The sequence below is a fragment of the Hymenobacter sp. B81 genome, assembly GCF_044628455.1.
Classification (GTDB): Bacteria; Bacteroidota; Bacteroidia; order Cytophagales; family Hymenobacteraceae; genus Solirubrum.
Map to the genome: position 1 here is coordinate 629,304 of NZ_JBIYZW010000001.1, position 19,774 is coordinate 649,077.

Sequence of the window (19,774 nt, forward strand, 5' to 3'; positions counted from 1 at the left end):
GCGAATGGCTTGGGGATAAAGGACCGGAATCAGTTTAGAAATGTTTCGGCGCGCCCGCCAATCCGCTTATCTTGCGGCGTGGAGCGCAGCGGTTCCGGCAACCTGCCGGCAACGGTTGCAGTACAACGGGCAAGCCCTGCCGCGGCCCCAAGCCGGGGATGCCACCGCCTGGCAGGTTCGTTTCTCGTTTCCACCCGCTTTGCTGATGAAGTCTCCGGTTCAATCCGTTTTTCTTTCCACCCTGCTGCTTTGGCTTACTTCCTGCCTGCTGCTGGTCACCTCGGCCTGCAGTCAGGAGCAGAAGTCCAAGGCCCAGGACGCGGCGTCCGGCTTGCTGGGCGGCCGCGAGTTGGGCGGCGCGCAGCCGCGCATCGATACCGTATACGTGCAGCGCTACATGGCTGCCAAGCCCGCTTTCAAGGATGAAATTGAGTGGGGCAAGAAGTTTTACAAGGAGCGCGAAGGCCGGCTCGGCTGGTTTCGCAACCACGAGCTCGTGCCCCACGCCGAGCGCATGCTGGGCGTTATCAACCAGGCTGGCAAGGAGGGCCTCGACCCCAAGGACTACCGCATAGTAGACATCGAGCCCCTGCTGGCCAAGCTCAAAGAAGCCGCCGACACCACCCAGCGCAACGCGCTGGAAAAGGAAATTGACCTGGCTTTGTCGGCTACCTACTTCAACTGGGCCGACGACTTTTACCGCGGCATTGTCAATCCGCGCGAAGTCAAGAACATTGATTGGAAGGTCAAGCGCAACAAAATCAAGCTCCATAAGGCGCTGATGACCATTCTGCAGGAGCGCGAGAGTACCTACCCGTACTACGAGTTCGCGCCCCTGCACCCCGAGTACGACCGGCTGCGCGACGCGCTGGCGCGCTACCGCAGCATGCAGCGCAACGGCGGCTGGCCCACGGTGCCCGCCGTGAAAAGCCTGCGCCCCGGCGACTCGTCGGCCGTAGTGCCGGCCCTGCGCCGCCGGCTGCTGGGCTTCAAGCCCGACGGTACGCCCAACCCGGGCGTGGCCGCCGCGGCTGTGCCCGTGGCTAGTCAACCGGGGCAGCCCGCCGCGCGCCCGCGTGAGTCGCAGCGCTACGATACCGAGTTGGTGGCGGCGGTGAAGGCCTTCCAGGAGCAGAACGGCCTCAAGCCCGACGGCCGCATCGGACCCGAAACGGTGCGCCTGCTCAACGTGCCGCTGCAGCAACGCATCGACCAGATTATCCTGAACATGGAACGCTGGCGCTGGATACCCAAGCGCTTCGAACCCGACTACTTGCTGGTAAATATTCCCGACTACAAGCTCCACGTGGTGGAGGGCGGCAAGGAAGTGATGACCATGCGCGTCATTGTGGGCAAGGCCCTGAACGCAACGCCCGTGTTTAGCGACAAGCTCGAGTACGTGGTGCTGGCTCCGTACTGGAACGTGCCCTACAGCATTATCGACAAGGAGATGCGCGGCAACCTGAGCCGTGACCCGGTGGGTACGCTGGACCGCCTCGACATGGAGGTAGTAAAAGGCTCGGGCGCCAAGGCCACGCCCGTCGACCCCACCAGCATCGATTGGGCCAACCTCACGGAGAAAACCTGGCGCTATACTCTGCGCCGTCGGCCGGGGCCCAAGAATGATCTGGGCGACGTGAAGTTCATTTTCCCGAACTCCAACGACGTGTACTTGCACGACACGCCGCATGATGAACTCTTCAACCAAACCAAGCGCGGATTCAGCCACGGCTGCGTGCGGGTAGAGAAACCCCTGGAGCTGGCCGAGTACCTGCTGCGGAAAAAGCCGGGCTGGGACGCCGCCAAGATTCGCGAAACCATTGCCGGGCGGCAGGAGCAGTACGTGAGCGTGGCCGAGAAGCTACCGGTGTACCTGGTATACTTTACCACCTGGGTCGACGAGGCCGGTAACGTGCACTTCCGCGACGACATTTACGAACACGACAAGAGCCTGGCTCGCGAGTACTTCAGTACCTGAGTACGCGACCAGCGACAGCCGGGTAGCCCGGCTCCTTACTTAAACGCCCTGACTCCGGTCGGGCCAGCTCTGTACCCCAGAGTTGGTCCGACCGGATTTTTTTCTGCACGGGGAGGGGGACCAGCTTCGACGCACTACCTCTCCCAGAATTGACTAAAGCCAAAATGAACCAGTGCTCCAGTGAAAATGGGGCTGCAGTGGCGGATATAAGCAAAGAGCAAGGATTGTTTACATCTGTTACTTATGTAAACATGTAAATACAAATGTTTAATTTAGGTTAATTGGTGATTTACAAGAGTAATCCATGAGCAGAATGGGGTTTCAAGGGAGAGTAGCTTTCCTCAACCGGAGTATGGTAGATTTGTAAACCGAACCACTAAGGCCTCTTTTCTCATGGTTGACCGCATTCGTGAACTGCTACAAGCCCGCCATTTGTCGCCTACCCAGTTTGCCGATACCATCGGCGTGGCCCGACCAGTAGTCAGTCATATCCTGAGTGGCCGCAACAAGCCTAGCCTGGAAGTTGTGCAGAAAGTGCTGGCCGCCTTCCCCGACCTGTCGATGCCCTGGCTGCTTACCGGCCGGGGCTCCATTTGGGCGGCAGACGCACCCTTGTCCCTACCTCTCCCCGCCACAGGAGCCTCCACCGGCCCGGCGCCGTCTCCGCCGAACGCTGCTGAGCGGGCCGCGGGCCCACTACGTCGGCCAGCGGCAGCGCGGGGTACCAAATCCCAGCAAGAAGGTCCTGTTGCTACACCTGAACTGTTTTCCGAACCGTCTGTGCCTACAGCCTTGGCGGAAGCGAGCAGTATCCCTTCGCTACCGGCTGAGGTGACGACGGCTGCTGCAACAGCTATTGCGACTAGTGCAACGTCTGGGCCAGACCCGATAGCCCCCCACCTGGCCTCGTCCGTCGCCCGTACCATCCGGCGTGTGCTGATTTTCTACAGCGACGGGACGTTCACCGACTTCACCCCAGCGGCTGATCCTTTATAGAACATGAGCGGTAGGGCTATGGTTGAAAAGTTCTAATGATGAGTAGATGGAAGAGGCTTATGGTAGTGGCCGATAGTGAAATCTTAGATGGCTATACTCGTTGATTGCTACGTACGAAAGCTTAAGGGCGGTAATTGGTTAAGTTTAATGAAATATTGCGTGTGTTTATCTTTTTAATAATGCCTTAAACATGTATTTATATTTATGATAATCAGTTTGTTATGATATTATACTTGAAGTTATGATATGGATATGTTAGTAGAGGAGATGCTGTTGACTATTATAGCAATAGTTAAAATTAACGAAGTGCGATGATTCTCTTTTTGCAACTATGTTTTGTGGTTGCAGACCGAGGTTGATTGCTAAAATTATGTTCAAGGGATGGGCTGAAAATATTTATATCGGACTTGGCGGGTCAATAAGGCAGGATCGGTTGTGGATTCGGATGTGTTATTATTGTAAACAGTAGCGCGAGGCTTTTCTTATCCCATTGCTGCGGAATCACCAAGTGTCAGATGGGGCCTGTCGGCTACCAACCCTGTTTACGTAGCTAAACAGCATTGGGGTGTCGGCTTGGTGCGGTGTGGCACTTGGCGGAAGGCTTGGCGGAATACCGGGCCGCTGCTTACCTTTGAAGCATGAAGAAGATCTGCCTGCTCGCCCTGTTTGCCTGGGTGTCGGCGCTAGCCACGTCGTGCTCGCCTGCTCCCAACGCTGAGAATGACCCCAATGCTGACGCCGCTTATAAGCGCAGCCATCGGCCCGAAGGCTACCGCGAGGCGCAGAGTTCCAACCCGAACGCCATCAAGTAGCGGTCTGCTCGTACTTACCCAGCCCCGCCCGATACCATATCGGGCGGGGCTGGCTGCTTTTATCCCTTATTGTACTAGGGCCGCTGCGGGCGGCTCAAATAGCCGGGGCAGTACCACGCGGCGCAGCAGCTCCTGCTCGAGTAGCTCGGCCCAGGTGCGCAGGTAAAGCACCACATCGTCGCGGCGGTTGTGCTGCAGGCCATGCCGGCGTTCAAGGGGCAGAGCAGCCCTGATCAGCGGGTCGGAGAGGCGTTCGAGGTAGGCCAGGTCGCCGCGGGTGAAGCCCAGGGCCAGCATCTCGTCAATTACGGCGTCGATGGGCAGCCCGCTGCTGGGGCAGTAGTCGCGCAGCTGCTGGTCCCAGTCGCCGTAGCGCTGCAGGGCGCGGGCGTGAATGTCGGCTTTGGAAAGGCGGGTAATCGTTTGGGCCAGATGGCCGCAGTTGCAGCTGCCCATGTGGCCCCATTGGTAGGGGGCCTCGGCAGCCAGCCGCTGCGCGGTGGTGCGCAGGGCCTCGATGACGGGAAGGGAAGAAGAAGCCATAAAGCAAACCGGGGCTAATGAGTGATACAGCGGGCGATGCTGCCCGTGCAGATAACAAGTCAATGGCCCCGCTTTGTTTACCCGGCACCAGTCAGGCTGCAAAACCACAAGCCCCGCTTTCGTCTGCCAGACGAAAGCGGGGCTTGTGGGCAATGGATTGATTTTCAGTTAGCAATGAGGTTATTTATACAAATGGTTAACCATTTGTATAAATAACCTCATTGCCTAATCCCGGCGCCGACGACGGCCGGGACGGCTGCCAGCGCCCGACTTTTCGGCCGAGGCCGGCCGCTGGCTGCGGCGGTCGGGGCTGTGGCGCGGGGCGGCCGGAGCCGGGCGGGCGTGCTCGCGGCGCGGGGCTCCGCCCGCAGCCGAAGCGCCGGCAGCAGGGGCCCCGCTGCGGCCAGCACCAGCACCGCGGGGTGGCCGGCCGGCGGGGCCTTTGGGTTTGGTGATGTTGGGGCCTTTCAGCGGCACCGGTGCCACGTCGTTGTCGGCGTAGGAGTGGCTGCTTTCCACCGGGATTTCGCGGCTGATCAGGCGCTGGATGTCCTGCAGGTAGGCACGCTCTTCCAGGTCGCAGAACGAGAGGGCCACGCCGGCGGCGCCGGCCCGGCCTGTGCGGCCGATGCGGTGCACGTAGGTTTCGGGCTCGTTGGGCAGCTCGTAGTTCACCACGTGGCTCAGCTCGTCCACGTCGAGGCCGCGGGCCGCGAGGTCAGTAGCCACCAGCACGCGGGTTTCACCGCTCTTGAAGTTCTGCAGGGCGCGCTGCCGGGCGTTCTGCGACTTGTTGCCGTGAATAGCCTCGGCCCCGATGCCTTTGGCGGTCAGGCCCTTGGCAATGCGGTCGGCGCCGTGCTTGGTGCGGCTGAACACCAGCACGCGGCGCAGGGCGGGGTCTTTGAGCACTTCCAGCAGCAGGAAGGGCTTGTCGGTTTTTTCCACCATGTACACGGCCTGCTCCACCGTTTCGGCGGTACTCGACACGGGCGTTACGGCTACCTGCACCGGGTTGCGCAGAATGGTGTCGGCCAGCTGCTGAATGGTGGGCGGCATGGTGGCCGAGAAAAACAGCGACTGGCGCTGCTTGGGCAGCAAAGGCAGAATGCGGCGAATGTCGTTGATGAAGCCCATGTCGAGCATGCGGTCGGCTTCGTCGAGCACGAAAATCTCCAGGCGCTTCAAGTCCACGTAGCCCTGGTTGATGAGGTCAATCAGGCGGCCGGGGGTGGCCACCAGGGCATCGACGCCGCGCTGCAGGGCCTGCACCTGCGGGTGCTGGCTCACGCCGCCGAAGATGACGGCGTGGCGCAGCTTCAGGTTCTGGCCGTAGGTGGCGAAGCTTTCCCCGATCTGGATGGCCAGCTCGCGGGTGGGCGTCAGGATGAGGGCGCGCACCGAGCGCGGGCCGGTGGGCTGGTTGGTGGGCTTGGCCTCGTGCAGGCGCTGGAGCAGCGGCAGGGTGAAGGCGGCGGTTTTGCCGGTGCCGGTCTGGGCCACGCCCAGCAGGTCGCGGGCGTCGAGCACGTGGGGAATGGCCTGCTGCTGGATCGGGGTGGGGGTTTCGTAGCCAGCAGTGTGCAGGGCTTTCAGCAGCGCCGGCAGCAGGTTGAGGTCGTCAAATGTCAAAATCGGAGGAAAAAAGAAATGCGGCAAAAGAGGGCGCGAACCGAATACCGGCCCGCATATTTGGCGTACGAAGCCCGGTCAGGCCTCACCTCCATTGCACCCTATGAAGATTACAAAGGTAGAAACGGTTTACGACGGCTTCTATAAACTGCGCAAACTGACTCTGGAACACGCCGGCCAGCAGCTCGTGCGCGAACGGTTTGAGCCCGGCCAGGCCGTGGCGGCCCTGGTGTACGACACCAACACCGGCCACTACGTTTTCGTGCGCCAGTACCGCATCGGGGCCGAAGGGGAGGTGCTGGAAATTCCGGCTGGCATGCTCGACAAGGTGGGCGAAGCGCCCGAGGCGGCGCTGCGGCGCGAAATCGAGGAAGAGCTGGGCTACCAGGTCGATCAGCTCACGCCCATCGTTAAGATGTTTCCCTCGCCCGGCGGCAGCGCCGAGCAGATCGACGTGTACTTTGCCGAAGTCAGCCGGCAAACCGGGCAGGGCGGCGGCGCCGAGGGCGAAAACGAGAACATCACCATAGTGCGCCTAAGCTGGGACGAGCTGCTCGAAACCGAGCTGCGCGACGCCAAAACCCTGCTGGCCGTGCAATGGCGGCGGCTGCAGCTAACCTAGCCGCCGCTTACCCAAATGGCAAGCACTGGCTGATCACTGTCCCGGCCACCGTGCGAGCAGAAACCAATTCTTTGAATTGGTAAGAATTCGTTTCATACCCTGAAACCAATTCTTCCGGTTTCGGAAAATTGGTTTCAGGGTGGCCGGCGGCCTACTTGGTGGTGATGATGTACTCGAACTTCTGCTTGAGGGCGGCGTCGGTGACTGTGACTTCCAGCGGCTCGCTCGGGTCGACCTTCACGAAGGGAATGGTGCGCTGGCTCATGTACTGGTCGCGGTTCCAGAAGCGGCCGGTGCCGGGCGTGAGCTGCTGGCTGAATACTTCCTTGCCGTCCTTGGTGCGGGCCGACACGGTGAGCAGGCTGGGGTCGGCGTTTTTGGCGCCCACGCGGTACATGGTCACCTGCAGGGCCCCGCCCTCGGGAATGGCCGCCAGCTTGCGCTGGTAGGTGCTGTCGGCCCAGCTGTTCATCTTGCGCTGCTCGTTCACGATGGTCAGCAGCAGATCCTTGGGCTGGTACACCAGCCGCGTGACGGTGCCGTTGGCCTGCGAGTCCTCGTCGGTGTTCTTGGTCACGTTCAGCACGTAGGGCGACTCTTCCTCCTTCTGGGGGCGGAAGTGGCGCTTGCGCTCCACGCCGGGAATGTTCTGGGCAAAGGCGGCCGCGGTGCTGAGCACCAGGGCAAACAGGGTAAGCAACTTCTTCATAACAAGCAACGGGAGCCGGACATAGGCCGCTCCAATTGGCAAATTTACAGACAACTTGCACTCCGCCCGCACGGCCGGGCGGAATCCGCCGGCATTTCTTGCGGCTCCCGGGCGCTGGGAGCGGCCGGTTTGCCCGCTATAGCCTTTATTCCCCATGCTGCTCACGATTTCCACCACCCACCAGCCCGCCACCGACCTGGGCTACTTATTGCACAAGAACCCCAGCCGCCTGCAGTCGGTGGAGCTGGCCTACGGCACGGCGCACATCTTTTACCCCGAGGCCACGCCCACGCGCTGCACCGCCGCCCTGCTGCTCGACATCGACCCCGTGGGGCTGGTGCGCAACCACCGCGGCCCGGCCGGCGAGGGGTTTGCCCTCGAGCAGTACGTCAACGACCGGCCCTACGTGGCTTCCTCGTTTCTGAGCTCGGCCCTGGCCAAGTCGTTCAACACCGCCCTCAACGGCACCTGCAAGGACCGCCCCGAGCTGCCCGCGCAGCGCTGGCCCTTCGAGGCGACGGTGGCGGTGGTGCCGGCCGCCTCCGAGCAGGAGCTGCGACGTTTGTTCGAGCCGCTGGGCTACGCGGTGGCGGTAGAAACGCACCCGCTCGATCCTGCCCAGCCCGACTGGGGGCCCAGCCGCTACCACACCCTGCGGCTGCGCCACGAAGCGCTGCAGCTGCGCGAGCTGCTCAGCCACCTCTACGTGCTCATGCCGGTGCTCGACAACGACAAGCATTACTGGGTAGGTGAAAGCGAGGTGGAAAAGCTGCTCAGCAAGGGCGGCGACTGGCTGCCGCGCCACCCCGAGCGGGAGTTCATCACCCGGCGCTACCTGCTGAATTTGGCCGAGTACACCCGCCCGGCGTTGGAGCGCCTGCTGGCCGAACGCGACCCGGCCGCGCCCGACGCCGCTGCGGGCGAGCGGCAACCCGAATTCGCGGATTCGCCCGCGCAAGCCGCCCCGGCCGCTGAACAGGCTCCGGCACCCCGCCGCAACCTGCACGACTTGCGGCTGGAGCGCGTGGCCGAAGAAATCGGCCGCCTCGGGGCCAAGCGGGTGCTCGACCTGGGCTGCGGCGAAGGCAAGCTGCTGCGCCTGCTGCTGCAAATCCGCGCCGTGGAGTTCGTGCTGGGAATGGACGTTTCGTACCAAGCGCTGAGCCGCGCCCACGACCGCCTGCACCTGGCCGAGATGCCGCCCCGCCAGCGGCAGCGCCTCGAGCTGGTGCAGGGCTCCCTGCTCTACCACGACCCGCGCCTGGCGGGCTTCGACGCGGCGGCCGTGGTTGAAGTCATCGAGCACCTCGACGAGGGCCGGCTCACGGCGTTCGAGCAGGTGGTATTTGCGCGGGCCCGGCCCCAGGCCGTGCTGGTGACCACGCCCAACGTGAGCTACAACCAGAAGTTCGAGCAGCTGCACGCCGGCGCCTTCCGCCACACCGACCACCGCTTCGAGTGGACCCGGGCCGAGTTCGAGGACTGGGCCAGCGGCGTGGCCGGCCGCCACGGCTACCGCGTGCGCGTCGAGCCGCTGGGGCCCGAAGACCCGGACGTGGGCGCCCCCTCGCAGCTGGCCGTGTTTGAATTGGAATAACGCCCCGGTGCGGCCGCCCAGCCGGCCCCCGGGCTTTCGATCTAGCTTGTAGATGACCTCCCTGAAAATTCCTGAACTCTCCCTGGTCCTGCTCATCGGGGCCACCGGCTCGGGCAAGAGCACGTTTGCGCGGCGCCTGTTCCGGCCCACCGAAATCGTGTCGTCGGACCACTGCCGGGCCTTGGTGGCCGACGATGAGAACGACCAAGCCGCCACGCCCGACGCCTTCGACCTGCTGCACTACCTGGTGGGCAAGCGCCTCAAGCGCGGCCTGCTCACGGTGGTCGATGCCACCAACGTGCAGCCCGAGTCGCGCAAATCCCTGGTGGAGCTGGCCCGCCAGTACCACTGCCTGCCCGTAGCCCTGGTGCTCGACGTGCCCGAAGCCGTGGCCGAAGAGCGCAACCGCCAGCGCCCCGACCGCCAGCACATGGGCCGCCATGTGCTGCCCATGCAGCGCCAGCAGCTGCGCAAAAGCCTTAAGCGCCTGCGCGAGGAAGGCTTCCGCCAGATTTACCACCTGCGCGGCGTGGAGGAGGTCGACGCGGTTCAGGCCATTGAGCGCGACCCGCTCTACAACAACCGCAAGCACGACCCCGGCCCCTTCGACATCATCGGCGACGTGCACGGCTGCTACCACGAGCTGGTGCAGATGCTCGGCGAGCTGGGCTACCAGGTGGAGGCCGAGTCCGTTACCGATGGCCGCGACCTGGGCGTGCGCGTGACGCCGCCGGCCGGGCGGCGCGCCCTGTTCCTGGGCGACCTGGTCGACCGCGGGCCCGCCTCGCCGGCGGTGCTGCGCCTGGTAATGAGCATGGTGCGCGCCGGCGCGGCCCTGTGCGTGCCCGGCAACCACGACGTGAAGCTGCTGCGCCACCTGAGCGGCAAGAAAGTCAGCGCCACCCACGGCCTGGCCGAAACCCTGGCCCAGCTGGAAAACGAGCCGGCCGCCTTCCGCGAGCAGGTGCGCCAGTTTATCGACGGGCTGGTGAGCCACTACGTGCTCGACGGCGGCCGCCTGGTGGTGGCCCACGCCGGCCTGCGCGAAGACATGCAGGGCCGCGGCTCGGGCGCCGTGCGGGCCTTTGCCCTGTACGGCGAGACAACCGGTGAAACCGACGAGTTCGGCCTGCCCGTGCGCTACAACTGGGCTGCCGAGTACCGCGGCCGGGCCATGGTGGTGTACGGCCACACGCCCGTGCCCGAGCCCGAGTGGCTCAACAACACCATCGACATCGACACCGGCTGCGTGTTTGGCGGGCGGCTCACGGCCCTGCGCTACCCCGAGCGGGAGCTGGTGACGGTGCCCGCCGCGCAGGTGTACTGCGAGCCGGTGCGCCCGCTGCGCCACGCCCATCTGGCCGCCGAAGCCGCCGCGCTCAGCGCTCAGCAGCAGCACGACGAGCTGCTCGACATCCGCGACGTGACCGGCAAGCAGCTCATTCGCACCCGCCTGGCCCACACCGTGACGGTACGCGAGGAAAACGCCATTGCCGCGCTCGAAGTCATGAGCCGCTTCGCGCTCAACCCCAAGTGGCTGGTGTACCTGCCGCCCACCATGAGCCCCTCGGAGACCAGCGAGCTGCCCGGCCTGCTCGAGCACCCCGCCGAAGCCCTGGCCTACTACCGGCGCCTGGGCCAGGAGCGCGTGGTGTGCCAGGAAAAGCACATGGGCTCCCGCACGGTGCTGGTGCTGGCCCGCGACGAGGCCGCCGCTACCCGCCGCTTCGGGGTGGTGGGCGAGGGGTTTGGCAAGTGCTACACCCGCACCGGCCGCAACTTCTTCACCGACCCCGCGCTGGAGTTGGCCTTCCTCACCAAGGTGCGCGACGCGCTGACCGCGGCCGGCTTCTGGGAACGGTTCGAAACCGACTGGCTGTGCCTCGACGCCGAGCTGCTGCCCTGGTCGGCCAAGGCTCAGGAACTGATTAAAGGCCAGTACGCCGCCGTAGCGGCCGCTGCCACCGCCGCGCTGCCCGTGGCCCGGCAGGTGCTGGAGCAGGCCGCCGCCCGCGGCCTCGACGGCGCCGACGCCCTGCTGGCGCGCACCGCGACCCGGCAGGACGCCGCCGGGCACTACGCGCAGGCCTACCGCCGCTACAGCTGGCCGGTGCAGTCGGTCGACGATTTGCGGCTGGCGCCCTTTCACCTGCTGGCTACCGAAGGCCACCTCTATACCGACCGCGACCACGCCTGGCACATGGAAACCCTGCGCGGGCTGTGCGCGGCCGATACCTCGCTGTTCCGGCCCACCGAGTACCGGGTGGTAAATCTGCTGGACCCCGCCGATACCGAAGCCGCCGTGCAGTGGTGGCAGCAGCTGACCAATAGCGGGGGCGAGGGCATGGTGGTGAAGGCCTACGACTTTCTGCCCACGGCCAAGCGCGGCCTCATTCAGCCCGCCCTTAAGTGCCGCGGGCGCGAGTACCTGCGCATCATCTACGGCCCCGACTACCTGCTGCCCGAACACCTGGAGCGGCTGAAGGAGCGGGGCCTGAAGGCCAAGCGCAGCCTGGCCCTGCGCGAGTTTGCCCTGGGCGTGGAGGGCCTGGAACGCTTCGTGGCGGGCGCGCCGCTGCGGGAAGTGCACCAGTGCGTGTTCGGCGTGCTGGCCCTGGAAAGCGAATCGGTAGACCCACGCCTGTAGCGGCCGGCGGCACCAACGTTATTTTTCTGGCCCGCTGGGCGGCCCGGTTGCGCCGGGCCGCCCAGCGGGCTGGTTCCTGACCCCTTTGCGATATGCAAGCCCGCATTCAAGCCGAACTGCTGCGCCTCGAACGAGAACACCACGTCCGCATTCTGTACGCCTGCGAGTCGGGCAGCCGGGCCTGGGGCTTTCCCTCACCCGACAGCGACTACGACGTGCGCTTCATCTACGTGCACCCGCCCGCGTGGTACCTGACGCTGGACGAGGGCGCCGACACGCTCAACTTTCCCGTGGACGACGAGCTGGACCTGGCCGGCTGGGAGCTGCGCAAAACCCTGAAGCTGCTGCGCGGCTCCAACGCCGCCCTGCTGGAGTGGCTGCAGTCGCCCATCACCTACCACGAAGCACCTGGTTTTCGGGCGGCCGTGCAGCCGCTGCTGGCGGCCGGCTTCAACCCCCTGGCCGGGCTGCACCACTACCTGGGGCTGGTGCGGCGCGGGGTGGAGGAAGATTTGTCGGCCGCCGAAGTGCGCCTGAAGCGCCTGTTCTACGCCCTGCGGTCGGCCCTGGCAGCCCGCTGGATTCGGGAGCGGCACAGCCTGCCGCCCATGGAGCTGACACCGCTGCGCGCAATGCTGCCCGCGGCCCTGCAGGCGGAGGTAGATGCGCTGCTGCGGCGCAAGGCCACGGCCGACGAGAAAACCACCGTGCCGCGCCCCGCGGCCCTGGCCGATTTTCTCGCAACCGAATACGCGGCCGGCCAGCAGGCCCGCGCCACCCTGGCCGCGCCGCGCCGCCTCGACCCCACGCCCGAGCTGACGGCCCTGTTCCGGCAGCTGGTGGGCGCCAGCTGAGCTGCGCATAGCTGCGTACCGGATTATCCATTCCTCGTAAAGCCTGAGCTTGCATGACCATCGAAGACCTGCGCCACCAGCAGCTGATCGTGTTTGAGGCCGTGAGCGGCAGCCGCGCCTACGGCACCAACCTGGCCCACTCCGATACCGACCTGAAGGGCGTGTTCGTGCTGCCCGAGCAGCAGTTCCTGGGCCTCGACTACGTGCCGCAGGTCGCCAACGCCAGCAACGACGAGGTGTTCTACGAGCTGCGGCGCTTCGTGGAGCTGGCCCTGAAAAACAACCCCAACGTGCTGGAGCTGCTGGCCTCGCCCGCCGACTGCGTGGTCACCCGACACCCGCTGCTGCCGCCGCTGTTGCGGCCCGAGCTGTTTCTCTCCAAGCTCTGCCGCCAGACCTTCGCCGACTATGCCGTGGCCCAGATCAAAAAAGCCCGGGGCCTCAACAAGAAAATCAACCACCCCGAGCCGCCCACGCGCAAGTCGGTGCTCGATTTCCGTTGCGTGGTGATTATGTGTTAAATTTCAATTAGTTATATGATAATATACGGCTATAGGTAAAACAGCGGTAAAACATTGGTGCGTGGTGAGTTGGCCAACGGCTCGGATCAGGAAGAAGGGGCGGAAATTTTATTGGAAATTTTTGTAGGCCTTTTTTGCAGGGCGGCGCGACCCAGCTGCATAATAAAGAAGCCCCCCTCCAAGAAGGAGAGGGGCTTTGCGAAGGACGTACGGGAGGCACTAGCCCGGGCGAGCCAATCGCCACACGCGCGGACCGAACTGCCGCAGCGCGAAACCTACAACCAGGCCAATTCCCAGCCACTTCCACCACGGCCAGCCGGCCTCGGGCTGCGTGACGCTGTTGCCATCGCCCGCCACGGCCGCTCCCTTGCGCGAGCTGGAGCCCTGGTTGCCGTCGCCGGTGATGACAGGGCCTGCCGCTTTCTTCGCATCGGTCGCGGCAGAGTTGGTACCAGTGGCCATGTTGCCGGGCTTAGTTGCCGCGCCGGCCGTGTTGCCCTGGCCTACTTGGTAGATGATGGTGCTGTTCTTGATTTTGCCAGCAGAGTTCTTGGGTTTGGCCGGTGGCAGCAGGCCGAACAGGCGTCGAGCAGGCGCCGGAAAGTCCGGTGCAATGCTGCATTTTTTTGGTGCAATACTGTCGATAGGCGCGCCAAGCGCGCTTTCCGACCGATGCACTGCTGCATTTTCTGGGTGCACGTCCGGATCCGGGCGAAGGGTCTTCTTGCTGGCGCTGCAGCTGAGCAGCATGCCAGCCACTAAATAGAGGAGTAGACGCATCATAGTTGAGCGAGAAGAATGAATCCCGCGGCCATCACCAGCCCGGCGGTGGCCGCCATCACCCAGCGCACCGTCCCATCGAAATCGAACCGGGCGCTGGTGGTGGGGCTTTGGTAGTTGAAGCGGAACACCTGCCAGGCCCGGGCCAGCTGCTGCTGCTGAATCCAGACGCGGCCGAAGTTGTAGGCTTCGTTGTGGAACAGGCTGAAGGAAAGCGCCGCCGCGGCGCCTTGCCAGAGGAACCAGAGCAGCCAGTAGGGCACCATGGCCCGGCCCAGCTCCACGCCGCCGGCGGGCATGAGCACGGCATCGGCCGCGGCGCCCAGGGCGGCGGCTACGGCCGCCGTGCGCCGGGCCGTGAGGGGCGTGTGTTCGTTCCACCGGAAGGACTCCGCGCCGCGTTGCCCGTAGAGCAGCGCGTCGCAGATTCCGTCGAGCAGGGCAAACAGGTTGTAGAGCAGCCAGAACATCAGGCGCCCCGCCGTTTGTTGGAGCCGTCGCTGAGGCCGCCCGTCGTGACGGCCAGCACCACCCAGATAATGAGCAGCACGGTCAGCACGGCGCACAGCAGCAGCCAGCCGTTGCCGCTGGCCAGGCTTTGGAAGAAGCCGTCGAGGCCGTCGTTGTTCACGTCCGACAGCAGGCCGGATACGATGATGGCCGCGAGCAGCAGCGCGAAGGCCAGCCAGGAAAACTTAATAGGTTTCATAAGCAGAACAGAAAAGGTGAGGTGGTGAGGCAGTGAAAGGGTACCAGGTGATAGGTGACAGGTTAAGCGGCCGGCTCGGGCACCACGCCGCCGGGAATGCCCAGGGCCTGGGCCGCGCGCAGGAAGCGCCGCTCGCGGTCGGCGTAGCCGTTGGTGCCGCCGTTGATGCGCTTGGTGATGGTGCGGAAGAAGTTGCCGTCGGCCAGCTCGTTCAGGTTGCGGCTGTTCCAGTACCAGCCGGCGCTCAGGGCGGCGTACTTCGGCTGCTCGAGCAGCAGCGGTTCCTTCACGAAGTCGACGCCGAAGGCCCGGCTTAGGGCGTAGTAGTTGGCCCGGCCGGTGATTTGGATGAGGCCGCGGCCCTTGAAGCGCACCCCGTCGCCCTTCTGCACATTGCCCAGATCTGCGCGGCCCTCGTAGGCGGCGCCGCTGGCGTACTCGCGCACGGCATCGAAGCCGCAGCTTTCGTGGCCGATCTGCGCCAGGAAGTGCGCCACGCGCAGGGGCGTGTTGATTTTGTACTTGGCCAGCGTGTCGTTGAGGGGGCCGAGGAACTTGTCGGCCTCCGCGGCGGTGCAGCCGGTGACGGCGGCCAGCAGGTCTACTTTCGAGAGTTGCATAAGCTATAAAGGGGGTTCGGTGGGCGGCGCGCTACCGGCGGCCACGGGCTCGGCTTCTGCCGGCGTTTTCTTCTGGGCCAGATCCACGATGTAGGGCCCGAACTTGGAGGCCAGCAGGCCGAGAATGAGCTTGGGCAGGCCGCCTTCGACGACCTTCAGCGCCACCATTTTGAGCACCAGCTTCCGCAGCTTGTGGGTGAAGAGCCAGGCAAACACCACGTCGGCGGCGTAGCTGTAGTACTCGTAGCTGTTGATGGCCCAGCGCACGGCCATGAGCACCAGCACCGTGGCCACGACCTTGCCGAAGGTGCGCTGCAGCTCCTCCCACTTGAACCGCTCGCCCTTGAGCCGGACCGCCACCTTGTAGCCGTACACGGCGTTGAGCACGTCCAGGGCCACGAGCAGGCCCAGCGCCGACGGCGGGTCCCAGACCCACTTGGCGCAGAAGGCCAGAATGGCGGCGAACAGGGTGCCGCTCAGCTGGATTTTGAGCAGCGGCAACGGATAGGCCTTCAGCCCCAGTGCCGACGCGGCCAGGTCGCGCGGCCCGCGAAACCCGAGCAGCTTGTAGAATTCGATGAGGGTGTGGCGCACGGGATTCACGAGGGATAGAAGGATTGGGTATGGAGCCTGTTACCGGGCAACGAGGCTGGTGCCGGCGATTTTGAAGCCCGTGGCGGTCTTGTTGGCGGTGGTCATGTGCAGCTCCACCCAGAGGGCATTGCCCTCCACGATGTCGAGCTTGTGCACCAGGGCGCCGTTCTTGGTCCAGCGCACGCAGTCGTTCCAGATGGTGATGCGGAACTTGTCGCCGGTCGAGGCGGCAATGGCCGTGCCCTGCACGTTGCCCGCCGAAATCCAGTAGGCCATCGTTTTGCTGGCCGTGCGGTAGATGAACCCGTAGTCGAGGCTGCTCAGGGCGTTGAGCGTGTTGCCCACCAGCACGCTCTGGAAGCCGATGAACAGGTCGGAGCCGGTGTCGTTGATGGTCCACTCGAAGAAGCCCCGCTCGGTAGCGCCGGCGTCTGCCGCCACTTTCTTGGTGGAGCGGGCCTTGAAGGCATCCGAGCTGGTGCCAGCCACCAGCGAAGTGACGCTGTCGGCGGCGACCGTGTACTTGGTCGGGTCGGCGTCCCAGGCAATGACCTCCGCGGGCAGCGTGCTCGGGGGCACGATGCTCAGCGCGTTCTTGAAAATCAGGTTGGCCCCGCTCAGCGCCACGTTCTCCACGTAGTCGCCCACGTCGCGGATGCTCACGTCGACAAACAGGTCGGTCGTGTCGGCCAGCGTCACCGAGTCCACCGTCACCCCGTTGTGCTTCCACAGCACCTGGTGCTCGTAGACCTCAATGGCCAGCTCGTCATCGACCGCCACGTTGAAGTAGGCATCGGTGTTGGCCGGCGAGTTCGAGGTGCCGTAGGCCGATGCCTGCCCGGCTTCCTTGTGCCAGCTGTATTTGATGTTGGTGAAGCCCGTGACCGAGTAGGTAGAAGCCAGACCCACAATGGCCGAGTGGCCGAGCTCCTTCACCGTCCACACCAGGGAGCCGCGCCAGGCCGTGCCGGTCGCTCCGGTCAGCAGCGGGCCGATGGCCTGGGTGCTTATGGCCTTGCCGCCGGGCGTGTAGGCCGTGCCGCCCGCAATCTTGGTGAGGCGGTTGCCGCTGATCTGCACGTCCGAAGGAGTGGTCCACACCACGTCGTACTCGGTCGAGGCCGGCGGGCGGACGTAAGTTTGCCGGCCCGAGGTGGCCAGCGCGTGCAGCAGCGGGGCCGCAAACTCGGCCTTGATCTTGTCGCCCTTGCCCGTGATGTGCAGTTTGTCAACGTAGACGGTGGTGTCCTCCACGTACTGCAGCGCTGGCACCTGGTCCCAGGGGATGAGCAGGTCGTAGTCCAGGTCGACCTGGTTGTTTTTGTAGAGGTTGTTGAGCTGCACGATTTTGCTGGGCACGTCCGACGCCTGCCCGTCCTTGAGGCTGAGCGTGTGCGTGGGAATAGCAATCAGCACGCCCGGGGCCACCGTTCGCATTTGCTGAATGATGTTCTTTTTCAGATCGTACACCTGCTGGGCCGTTGAACCGTTCTGCAGGTCGTTGCGCCCGCCGCTCAGGATCAGAATGCGGCGGCCCGGGTACTGGGCGGCGTTGAACAAGCTGGGCAGGTAGGGCGTGTTGCCCTGCGTGAACAGCTGCGTTTTGAAGGCGTTGACGGTGGTGCCCGAGGTGCCGTAGTTGGGAATCTCCTCGTACTGGCCGGGGTACTGGGCCTCCAGCAGGTCCTGGGCCTGGGCCGTCCACCGCTTCGAGCTGACGGTATCGGGGTAGAAGCTGCCCTGGTCGTTGGCGTCGCCGGTGCCGTAGCCGCGGCCCTCCAGCGAGTCCCCCACTACGATGAGCTGGTACTGCTTGGTGGGGGCCGCCGCCGACGTGGTGGCCAGCACCCCCGCCGAGACCGGCGAGTCGTCGAAGAAGCCGGTGCCCGCGGCTTTCACGCGGTAGTAGTAGCCGGTGCTGGCGGTCAGGCCGGTGTCGGTGTAGCTCAGGGCCGTGCCGGCGTAGACCTGCGTCAGGCCGGTGGTGAATCCCGCGTTGGTGGCGCGCTCCACCACGTAGCCCGCGGCGTTGGTAGCCGCGTTCCAGCTGGTGCCCACGCTTGCGGAGCTGAGCGGTGTAGCGGCCAGGCCAGTGGGCGCGGTCAGCACGTTGTTGACCACCGTGACGGGGGTGGTCCAAGTGCTCTCGATGGCGGTGCCCTTGAGCCTGCACTTGATGCTGGTGTAGGTGCCTTTCGTGACCCCAGTCAGGACGTTGGAATCCTGCCACACGCCCGTGTTCGGGTGCTGGTACTCGATGTCCTTGGTGGTGTTGGCCTTCGTGGCCGTGATGGTGAGGGTATTGGGCATGGCGGTTAGGAGGCTACCACGTTGGTGATGGTGACGCTTTCGACGGGCGCCACATTGAAGGCCGGCGACTCCGCCACGGGGCTCTCGTTCCGGCCCACCGCGGCGCGGGTTTTGAACTTCCAGTAGCCGGCGGCCCGGGCCACGTCGCCCACTGTGATGGGGCCGGCGTAGGCCACGTAGGTGCTGCCGTTGGTGCTGACCAGGATTTCGGAGGCGCCCAGCGGGTGCGCGGCGCTGAGCGTGTCGGCCGTGTCGTCGGCCGTGAGCGTGGGCGCGTCGGGCGTGGTGACGACTGGCGCAGCGGACCGGTTGGCCAGCAGCCAGAGAATGGCCGCTCGCTCGGAGCTGAAGGCGGGGTGCTCCTCGCCGGCTTCGTCCTCGGCAATGAACTCGGCCGGAACCCAGTTGGCGTTGTCAGCCAGCGCCGCGATGCGGGCGGCTGCGGTGGTCAGCGTGAAGAAGCCCGTAGGCTTGAGCTTCCACTTCGTACCCGTCTCGAAATCTTCGAACTCCATGCCGTACTGGCGCTGGCCCGAGGTGTTGCCGAACAACAAGGTGGTGCCCGTGGGCAGCGCGTCGCGGATGGCCAGGCCGTAGCCGCCCATGTGCCAGTCCCCTTCCCGCGCGTAGTGCGTGGCGTAGGGCAGCAGCGGGTTCTTCACCATCGGGGAGCCAGGCTTGTAGCCGTCCGGGTATACAGGCGCTAGAATGTCGGCCATGGCTTATTCGAATTTGAGGCTGGTGTTGCCGACTTGTTTGTCACCCGAGCGCACCACGCGCATGCTGCGCGGCGCCCCCACGGAGTTGTTGAGCGTGCGCACCTGGCTGAGGTAGCCGGTGTTGAGGCCGGCGTTCTGGGTCACCACGGGCACGCCGTTGTTGGCCTCCTCGTAGACCACGACGATGTACTTGGGCGTAGCGCCCACGGCCAGCACCCGGGTGTCGAATGCCTTGGCGGCGTTGAACTCGCGCGTGCCCGGGGTGGGCGGGCCCACGTAGCCGGGCAGCGGCTGTACCGACTGGAGCAGAACGCTCAGGTCCCCGTCGCTGAGTAGCAGCGGGTCGTCGGCGAGGAAGAAGATGTAGCGGTAGGGCACCACGCGCACCGTGACCTGCTTGGTGGTCGTCAGCCCGCCGGCATCCGTGGCGCTCATGTAGAAGGTGCTGGCGCCCGTGGCCGCGGCCGTCACGTCGAGTTCCCCTTCCACCGTCGTGCCTTGGTCGGTGTTGTGCACCGTCACGTTTTCGATAACCGGATTGGTGCCGATAGCCACTTCCCACTCCAGCTTGATGGTGGTGCTGGCCCCGGGCTCGCGCAGCTGCGGGTTGCCGGCGAAGGCAACCACCGGCGGGTTTTCCGGCGCGAAGGCCTGCAGCAGCGTGGCGCCGTTGGCGTCGTCGTTCACCGTGAGCGAGTCGCCCACGGCAATGCCGGCCGCCGCCCGGGTGGCCAGGCGGGTGATGGTGGCCGGCGTGGTGGGCGCCTGCACCGGTACCCACACCTCGCCCACGCCGCTGCCGTCGACGAAGTTGTAGCAGACCTCCTGCTCAGCTGCTGGCGTGCCGTCGGCGTTGCGGTAGCGGAAGGCCTCCGCATAGCGAGGCCCACCCGGCGTGGTTTCCACAAACCACCCCGCCCGGGCCACGCCGCCGGCCTGGTCCTGGGTGTCGAACTGAATGCCCCAGAAGCGGAGCTTAGTGCCCGGGTCGTCCTGCAGCAGGGAGTTGTCGAGCAGCGCGTCGAACAGACCGCGCATACCCACGCCCCGGGTGCGGGTAGCGGGGCCGCCGGCCACTACTTTGATGGAGGAGACGACGAGCTGCTTAAAGGTGTCACGAAAACCCATGTT

19 protein-coding genes are annotated in these 19,774 nt (G+C 64.9%); 8 read left to right on the top strand and 11 right to left on the bottom strand.

The genetic code is table 11. The annotated features are described in order from the left end of the window. Positions 1-205 precede the first annotated feature (205 nt). From ACE191_RS02715 to ACE191_RS02725, 3 genes are all read left to right on the top strand, one after another. Positions 206-1,978 carry a murein L,D-transpeptidase gene (locus ACE191_RS02715; protein ID WP_400190645.1) on the top strand — a complete coding sequence of 591 codons (1,773 nt, stop codon included), beginning with the start codon at positions 206-208 and terminating at the stop codon, positions 1,976-1,978. A 393-nt stretch (positions 1,979-2,371) separates the two neighbouring features. After that, positions 2,372-2,974, top strand: a complete 603-nt coding sequence (locus ACE191_RS02720) for a helix-turn-helix domain-containing protein (RefSeq protein WP_400190646.1) — start codon at positions 2,372-2,374, stop codon at positions 2,972-2,974. A gap of 638 nt (positions 2,975-3,612) precedes the next feature. Then, entirely contained in the window at positions 3,613-3,786 is a 174-nt protein-coding gene (locus tag ACE191_RS02725) for a hypothetical protein (protein WP_400190647.1), read from the top strand. A gap of 66 nt (positions 3,787-3,852) precedes the next feature. Here the strand turns inward: ACE191_RS02725 and ACE191_RS02730 are convergent, their stop codons facing one another. Further along, the gene (locus ACE191_RS02730) at positions 3,853-4,329 is read right to left on the bottom strand and encodes a hypothetical protein (protein ID WP_400190648.1); all 477 of its coding nucleotides are present in this window, start codon (positions 4,327-4,329) and stop codon (positions 3,853-3,855) included. A gap of 225 nt (positions 4,330-4,554) precedes the next feature. Beyond that, positions 4,555-5,961 (bottom strand): DEAD/DEAH box helicase, encoded by a 1,407-nt coding sequence (locus tag ACE191_RS02735; protein ID WP_400190649.1) that lies wholly within the window; start codon positions 5,959-5,961, stop codon positions 4,555-4,557. 103 nt (positions 5,962-6,064) lie between these two features. On the opposite strand from ACE191_RS02735, the gene ACE191_RS02740 reads away from it, so the two are divergent. Further along, a complete protein-coding gene (locus ACE191_RS02740) occupies positions 6,065-6,583 on the top strand; it encodes an NUDIX domain-containing protein (protein ID WP_400190650.1) in 519 nt (172 codons plus the stop codon). A gap of 151 nt (positions 6,584-6,734) precedes the next feature. Here the strand turns inward: ACE191_RS02740 and ACE191_RS02745 are convergent, their stop codons facing one another. Further along, on the bottom strand, positions 6,735-7,292 hold the full coding sequence (locus ACE191_RS02745; protein ID WP_400190651.1) for a hypothetical protein: 558 nt from the start codon (positions 7,290-7,292) through the stop codon (positions 6,735-6,737). A 154-nt stretch (positions 7,293-7,446) separates the two neighbouring features. Here ACE191_RS02745 and ACE191_RS02750 point away from each other — a divergent pair, with 154 nt between their 5' ends. The 4 genes from ACE191_RS02750 to ACE191_RS02765 all read left to right on the top strand — a co-directional run bounded on the left by ACE191_RS02750 (position 7,447) and on the right by ACE191_RS02765 (position 12,911). Then, positions 7,447-8,889 carry a 3' terminal RNA ribose 2'-O-methyltransferase Hen1 gene (locus ACE191_RS02750; protein WP_400190652.1) on the top strand — a complete coding sequence of 481 codons (1,443 nt, stop codon included), beginning with the start codon at positions 7,447-7,449 and terminating at the stop codon, positions 8,887-8,889. Between the two features lie 52 nt (positions 8,890-8,941). Further along, the gene (locus tag ACE191_RS02755; RefSeq protein WP_400190653.1) at positions 8,942-11,536 is read left to right on the top strand and encodes a polynucleotide kinase-phosphatase; all 2,595 of its coding nucleotides are present in this window, start codon (positions 8,942-8,944) and stop codon (positions 11,534-11,536) included. 92 nt (positions 11,537-11,628) lie between these two features. Next, a complete protein-coding gene (locus ACE191_RS02760) occupies positions 11,629-12,390 on the top strand; it encodes a DNA polymerase beta superfamily protein (RefSeq protein ID WP_400190654.1) in 762 nt (253 codons plus the stop codon). A gap of 53 nt (positions 12,391-12,443) precedes the next feature. Then, positions 12,444-12,911: a DNA polymerase beta superfamily protein gene (locus ACE191_RS02765; protein WP_400190655.1), complete on the top strand. Its 468-nt coding sequence runs from the start codon at positions 12,444-12,446 to the stop codon at positions 12,909-12,911. A 219-nt stretch (positions 12,912-13,130) separates the two neighbouring features. Here ACE191_RS02765 and ACE191_RS02770 read toward each other — a convergent pair whose 3' ends face one another. The 8 genes from ACE191_RS02770 to ACE191_RS02805 form a co-directional block, all read right to left on the bottom strand. Beyond that, complete coding sequence (locus tag ACE191_RS02770; RefSeq protein ID WP_400190656.1) at positions 13,131-13,694, bottom strand: hypothetical protein; 564 nt, start codon at positions 13,692-13,694, stop codon at positions 13,131-13,133. Further along, positions 13,691-14,161, bottom strand: coding sequence for a hypothetical protein (locus ACE191_RS02775; protein ID WP_400190657.1), 471 nt, complete (start codon positions 14,159-14,161; stop codon positions 13,691-13,693). The genes ACE191_RS02770 and ACE191_RS02775 overlap by 4 nt, the downstream gene beginning before the upstream one ends. Next, positions 14,161-14,400, bottom strand: a complete 240-nt coding sequence (locus tag ACE191_RS02780) for a hypothetical protein (RefSeq protein WP_400190658.1) — start codon at positions 14,398-14,400, stop codon at positions 14,161-14,163. Before ACE191_RS02780 ends, ACE191_RS02775 begins: the two co-directional genes overlap by 1 nt. A gap of 62 nt (positions 14,401-14,462) precedes the next feature. After that, positions 14,463-15,020 (bottom strand): glycoside hydrolase family 19 protein, encoded by a 558-nt coding sequence (locus tag ACE191_RS02785; RefSeq protein WP_400190659.1) that lies wholly within the window; start codon positions 15,018-15,020, stop codon positions 14,463-14,465. A gap of 3 nt (positions 15,021-15,023) precedes the next feature. Beyond that, positions 15,024-15,623 carry a hypothetical protein gene (locus ACE191_RS02790; RefSeq protein ID WP_400190660.1) on the bottom strand — a complete coding sequence of 200 codons (600 nt, stop codon included), beginning with the start codon at positions 15,621-15,623 and terminating at the stop codon, positions 15,024-15,026. Between the two features lie 30 nt (positions 15,624-15,653). Then, positions 15,654-17,924, bottom strand: coding sequence for a hypothetical protein (locus tag ACE191_RS02795; protein ID WP_400190661.1), 2,271 nt, complete (start codon positions 17,922-17,924; stop codon positions 15,654-15,656). Positions 17,925-17,929: 5 nt separating this feature from the next. After that, on the bottom strand, positions 17,930-18,643 hold the full coding sequence (locus ACE191_RS02800) for a hypothetical protein (RefSeq protein ID WP_400190662.1): 714 nt from the start codon (positions 18,641-18,643) through the stop codon (positions 17,930-17,932). A gap of 3 nt (positions 18,644-18,646) precedes the next feature. Then, positions 18,647-19,771, bottom strand: a complete 1,125-nt coding sequence (locus ACE191_RS02805) for a hypothetical protein (protein ID WP_400190663.1) — start codon at positions 19,769-19,771, stop codon at positions 18,647-18,649. Positions 19,772-19,774 lie beyond the last annotated feature (3 nt).